Source organism: Brevundimonas sp. (assembly GCF_036659295.1).
GTDB lineage: Bacteria > Pseudomonadota > Alphaproteobacteria > Caulobacterales > Caulobacteraceae > Brevundimonas.
Window position 1 is genome coordinate 1 of the sequence record NZ_JAVXCU010000127.1, and the last position, 4711, is coordinate 4711.

A 4711-nucleotide genomic window follows, 5' to 3' on the forward strand; every position below is an offset into this window, starting at 1 on the left:
GCCATTTGGCCTGATTGTCCTTGAGGCTATGGCCTGTGGCCGCCCTGTGGTGGGGGTCAATTCGGGTGGTGTGGCCGAAACGGTCGATGATCGTGTGGGCCAGTTGGCCGAGCGCGCCAATGCCGATGACTATGCTGCGGCAATCGAGGCCCTGTTCGAGCGCGATATCGAGGCGCTGGGCGCGGCGGCCCGTATAAAAACCGTTGAACAGTTTGCATGGCCGCGCGTGTTCGAGGAACTGGGCATGCTTTATGCCGAGGTCAGTGGCTGTCCGCAGTTCGCCATGCCGACGCCAGATATTCGGCTGACCGGATGATCTGGCGATGCGGGAATCGGGTCGCGCTTCTTGCGAAGGCGACTTAAGTTTAGCAGGCTAAGTTTGTCTGGAGAGGGGAAAGGGCGGCTGCGCCACTCTTGCTTCTAAAAGATTTTAAAGAAGAAGAGTGGCGCGAGTGACGGGGCTCGAACCCGCGACCTCCGGCGTGACAGGCCGGCACTCTAACCAACTGAGCTACACCCGCGTTTCCCAGCCGGAGCGGCGATGCGCTGCGGCGAGGGGCGTCGTTTATGCGGGGCCGAGCCCGCCGTCAAGCGACCAGTTGAAGATAAATGCTTTTTTGCGAAATTTATCGAAAATATCCGCAACTTGGCCCCGACTAGGAGAGGGGCGAGCCTTCCTCACACGTAAGAATGCAGGATTTTGGCCCGTATTTACGTTTAAAGCAGGGGTAGGGCGCGGAACATAAATGTGGTTCAAGCGTCACCAATACAGTCGTTTTCTTGGCGTAACGCAGACCTCTGAAAATGCCAGTCTTTTGCGAAACATTCTCAATGTGGTCTTATTGGCCTCATGGGTTTGAACACTGGCGTAGTTGGGTCTAAGAAGCGCCGAATCCGCCCCTCTTATCGGCGGGCGAGGCAGCTCGAATGAATGAATTTCTTCTAGATTACCTACCGATCGTCGTTTTCCTCGGGATCGCAATAGTTTTGGGTTGCGCCTTCATGCTTGCAGCATGGGTGCTGGCTCCCAAAAATCCGGACACCGAAAAGGTGTCGGCTTATGAGTGCGGCTTTAATGCCTTTGATGACGCACGCATGAAGTTCGACGTCCGATTCTATCTGGTGTCGATCCTGTTCATCATCTTCGATCTCGAGATCGCATTCCTGTTCCCGTGGGCAGTGTCACTGTTTGACCTGTCGCACAGTGAAATGGTGTTTGCGTTCTGGTCGATGATGGCCTTCCTCGGCGTCCTGACCGTGGGCTTCATCTACGAATGGAAGAAGGGAGCACTGGAATGGCAGTGATCACGCCTTCGTCGTCGGTTATTGCACCGTCGTCGCCATTGGTGCCCGCTGGCACCGCCGCACGCTCGACCGTCGAGGGTTATGACCCCAAGGTCCACGACAAGTTTTTCGAGGCCGTAAACACCGAACTGGGTGAGCAGGGCTTCCTGACGACCTCGCTGGACGACGTCATCACCTGGGCCCGTACGGGTTCGCTGATGTGGATGTCGTTCGGTCTGGCCTGCTGCGCGGTGGAAATGATCCACCTGTCGATGCCGCGTTTCGATCTGGAACGTTTCGGTACGGCTCCGCGTGGTTCGCCGCGCCAGTCGGACCTGATGATCGTCGCCGGTACGCTGACCAACAAGATGGCTCCGGCTCTGCGCAAGGTCTATGACCAGATGCCCGAGCCGCGCTACGTCATCTCGATGGGTTCGTGTGCCAATGGCGGCGGCTACTACCACTATTCCTACAGCGTCGTTCGCGGTTGCGATCGCGTGGTGCCGGTTGATGTTTACGTCCCGGGCTGCCCGCCGACTGCCGAGGCCCTGCTGTACGGTATTCTGCAACTGCAGAAGAAGATCCGTCGTACCGGGAGCATTGAACGATGAGCGAACTCGTCCGCGTGGCCGAGCGTGAATCGGCCCTGACCCCGCTGGGTACGGAAATGGTCGCGGCACTGGGTGTCGAGGCTGTTGTTGCTTTTGGCGAGCTGACCCTGATCGCCCCGCGCGAGCAGATTGTCGAAATCATGCGTTCGCTGCGTGATACGTTCGGCTTCCAACAGCTGATGGATGTCTGTGGTGCCGACTATCCGGATCGCGAAGAGCGTTTCGAAGTGGTTTATCATCTGCTGTCGCTGACCCGTGCTGCGCGTCTGCGCGTCAAGGTACAGACCGACGAAGTGCAACCGGTCCCCAGCGTGGTTTCGGTTTACCCGTCGGCCGGTTGGTTCGAGCGTGAAGCCTTCGACATGTATGGCATGATCTTCTCGGATCACCCCGACATGCGCCGCATCCTGACCGACTACGGTTTCCAGGGTCACCCGCTGCGTAAAGACTTCCCGATGACGGGCTATGTCGAAGTTCGTTACGACGAAGAGCAGAAGCGTGTGGTCTATGAGCCGGTGAAACTGGCTCAGGAATACCGTTCGTTTGATTTCCTCTCGCCGTGGGAAGGTGCGGAATATCCGCTGCCCGGCGACGAGAAGGCAGGAGCCTAAGTCTATGGCTGACGGACATAACACCCCCGCACGTCCTCTGGGCGTCACTGTCGATCCTTTCGAGGATTACGAAGACGGTCTGACCCCGCACGCCCGTGCGATGGACGATCGTAAATTCACCATCAACTTCGGCCCGCAACACCCGGCTGCGCACGGTGTGCTGCGTCTGGTGCTGGAGTTGGACGGCGAACTGGTGACCCGCGTTGATCCGCATATCGGCCTGCTGCACCGTGGCACCGAAAAGCTGATGGAAGCGCGTACCTATCTGCAGAACATCCCGTATCTGGATCGTCTGGACTATGTGTCCCCGATGAACCAGGAGCACGCCTTCTGTCTGGCTATCGAGCGCCTGTTGGGCGTCGAGGTGCCTTACCGTGGCCAGCTCATCCGCGTTCTGTACTCGGAAATCGGCCGCATCCTGAACCACCTGCTGAACTCGACCATGCAAGCCATGGACGTGGGCGCTCTGACCCCGCCGCTGTGGGGCCACGAAGAGCGCGAAAAGCTGATGGTGTTCTACGAGCGTGCCTGTGGCGCGCGTCTGCACGCCAACTACTTCCGTCCGGGCGGCGTCCATCAGGACCTGACGCCGGAGCTGATCGACGACATCGACCTGTGGTGCAAGGAATTCCCGCGCGCTCTCGACGACATCGAAAAGCTGGTGACGGAAAACCGTATCTTCAAACAGCGTAACGTCGACATCGGCGTCGTCTCGAAGGAACAGGCACTGGCCTGGGGCTTCTCGGGCGTCATGCTGCGTGGTTCGGATATCGCGTGGGATATTCGTAAGGCCCAGCCTTATGACTGCTATGCCGATATGGAATTCGACATTGTCGTCGGCAAGAACGGCGACTGCTGGGACCGTTACCTCTGCCGCGTCGAAGAGATGCGCCAGTCGATCCGCATCATGGAACAGTGCGTACATAAACTGCGCAACTGCCCGGGCGAACCGGTTCTGGCCGAAGACAACAAAGTCACCCCGCCGCGTCGTGGCGAGATGAAGCGTTCGATGGAAGCGCTGATCCACCACTTCAAACTGTACACCGAAGGCTTCAGGACTCCTGAAGGCGAAGTGTATGCGGCTGTCGAAGCGCCCAAGGGCGAATTCGGCGTGTATCTGGTGTCGGACGGCACCAACAAACCTTACCGCGTCAAGCTGTCTGCACCTGGCTTCCGCCACCTGCAGGCAATGGACTGGATGAACCGTGGTCACATGCTGGCCGACGTGTCCGCCATCCTCGGCTCGCTAGACATGGTGTTCGGAGAAGTTGACCGATGAGCGCTCGTCGTCTGGCCAAGGTCCAGCCGGCTTCCTTCGAGTTTTCGAAGGAAACCATGGAAAAGGCCCAGTGGTGGATCAAGAAGTATCCGGAATCGCGCCGCCAGTCGGCTGTGATCCCGGTCTTGTGGCTGGTACAGAAGCAGGAAGGCTGGGTCTCCGAACCGGCTATCCGTGCGACCGCCGAATTGCTGGGTATGGCCTATATCCGCGTTCTGGAAGTGGCCACCTTCTACACCATGTTCATGCTGGAGCCGGTCGGTAAGGTTGCTCTGATCCAGGTGTGCGGCACCACGCAGTGCATGCTGCGCGGTTCGCAGGACCTGATGCGCGTCTGCAAGGAAAAGATCGGCCCGAAGGACAAGCTGTCCGCCGACGGTCGTTTCACCTGGCAGGAAGTCGAGTGCATTGGCGCTTGCTCCAATGCGCCGGTCGCCCAGATCAACGACCTGTATTACGAAGACCTGACGCCGGAAAACATGGCCCAGATCATCGACGACTTCGCCGCTGGCAAGACGCCGAAGGCTGGTAGTTATTGCGGCCGTCACAATGCGGCACCTGTCGGCGGGGCCAAGGTCCTGCTTGATCCGGCGCTTTATGACGGCTCGGCAGCCAAGAAGATCAAAAAGCTGCCGAACTCGGAACCGAAGAAGGTTGACGCCTGATGGCACGGCCCGACCTCGAAACACCGGAAGGCAGATCGGCCTATCGCTCTGAATTGAAGCGGGTAGGGTGGAAACTGCGTCTTGGCGGCTTTGTGCTGATCGTTGTCGCGGCCCTGCTTGTTGTATTCGCACAGGAAGGCCGCTTTGGCCTGACCCAAGATGCGGTGAAGGTTGCGTACGGCATGCTATTTGCCGGTTGGATACTGGTCATTACGTCCATTTTCCAACGCACCCGCCACCACAAACGCCGCATGGCTGAAG

General features: G+C 58.6%; 7 protein-coding genes and 1 tRNA gene. 7 read left to right on the top strand and 1 reads right to left on the bottom strand.

Translation table 11 applies throughout. The features are described 5' to 3' along the window. Window positions 1–316 (top strand): glycosyltransferase (locus RSB01_RS13515; RefSeq protein ID WP_332625672.1); only part of this gene is annotated, 316 nt, incomplete at its 5' end. Between the two features lie 128 nt (window positions 317–444). On the opposite strand, the gene RSB01_RS13520 is transcribed toward RSB01_RS13515, so the two are convergent. Then, a tRNA-Asp gene (locus tag RSB01_RS13520) sits at window positions 445–521 on the bottom strand. Between the two features lie 406 nt (window positions 522–927). Here RSB01_RS13520 and RSB01_RS13525 point away from each other — a divergent pair. From RSB01_RS13525 to RSB01_RS13550, 6 genes are all read left to right on the top strand, one after another. Continuing rightward, the gene (locus RSB01_RS13525; protein ID WP_332620430.1) at window positions 928–1305 is read left to right on the top strand and encodes an NADH-quinone oxidoreductase subunit A; all 378 of its coding nucleotides are present in this window, start codon (window positions 928–930) and stop codon (window positions 1303–1305) included. Further along, window positions 1275–1895 carry an NADH-quinone oxidoreductase subunit B gene (locus RSB01_RS13530; RefSeq protein ID WP_167177307.1) on the top strand — a complete coding sequence of 207 codons (621 nt, stop codon included), beginning with the start codon at window positions 1275–1277 and terminating at the stop codon, window positions 1893–1895. Before RSB01_RS13525 ends, RSB01_RS13530 begins: the two co-directional genes overlap by 31 nt. Continuing rightward, a complete protein-coding gene (locus RSB01_RS13535) occupies window positions 1892–2506 on the top strand; it encodes an NADH-quinone oxidoreductase subunit C (protein ID WP_332620649.1) in 615 nt (204 codons plus the stop codon). The genes RSB01_RS13530 and RSB01_RS13535 overlap by 4 nt, the downstream gene beginning before the upstream one ends. A gap of 100 nt (window positions 2507–2606) precedes the next feature. Next, window positions 2607–3785: an NADH-quinone oxidoreductase subunit D gene (locus RSB01_RS13540; protein WP_332620651.1), complete on the top strand. Its 1179-nt coding sequence runs from the start codon at window positions 2607–2609 to the stop codon at window positions 3783–3785. Further along, window positions 3782–4450 (top strand): NADH-quinone oxidoreductase subunit NuoE, encoded by a 669-nt coding sequence (gene nuoE, locus RSB01_RS13545; RefSeq protein ID WP_332592128.1) that lies wholly within the window; start codon window positions 3782–3784, stop codon window positions 4448–4450. The genes RSB01_RS13540 and nuoE overlap by 4 nt, the downstream gene beginning before the upstream one ends. Then, a partial coding sequence (locus RSB01_RS13550; protein WP_332625675.1) for a hypothetical protein occupies window positions 4450–4711 on the top strand: 262 nt, incomplete at its 3' end. The genes nuoE and RSB01_RS13550, both read left to right, overlap by 1 nt.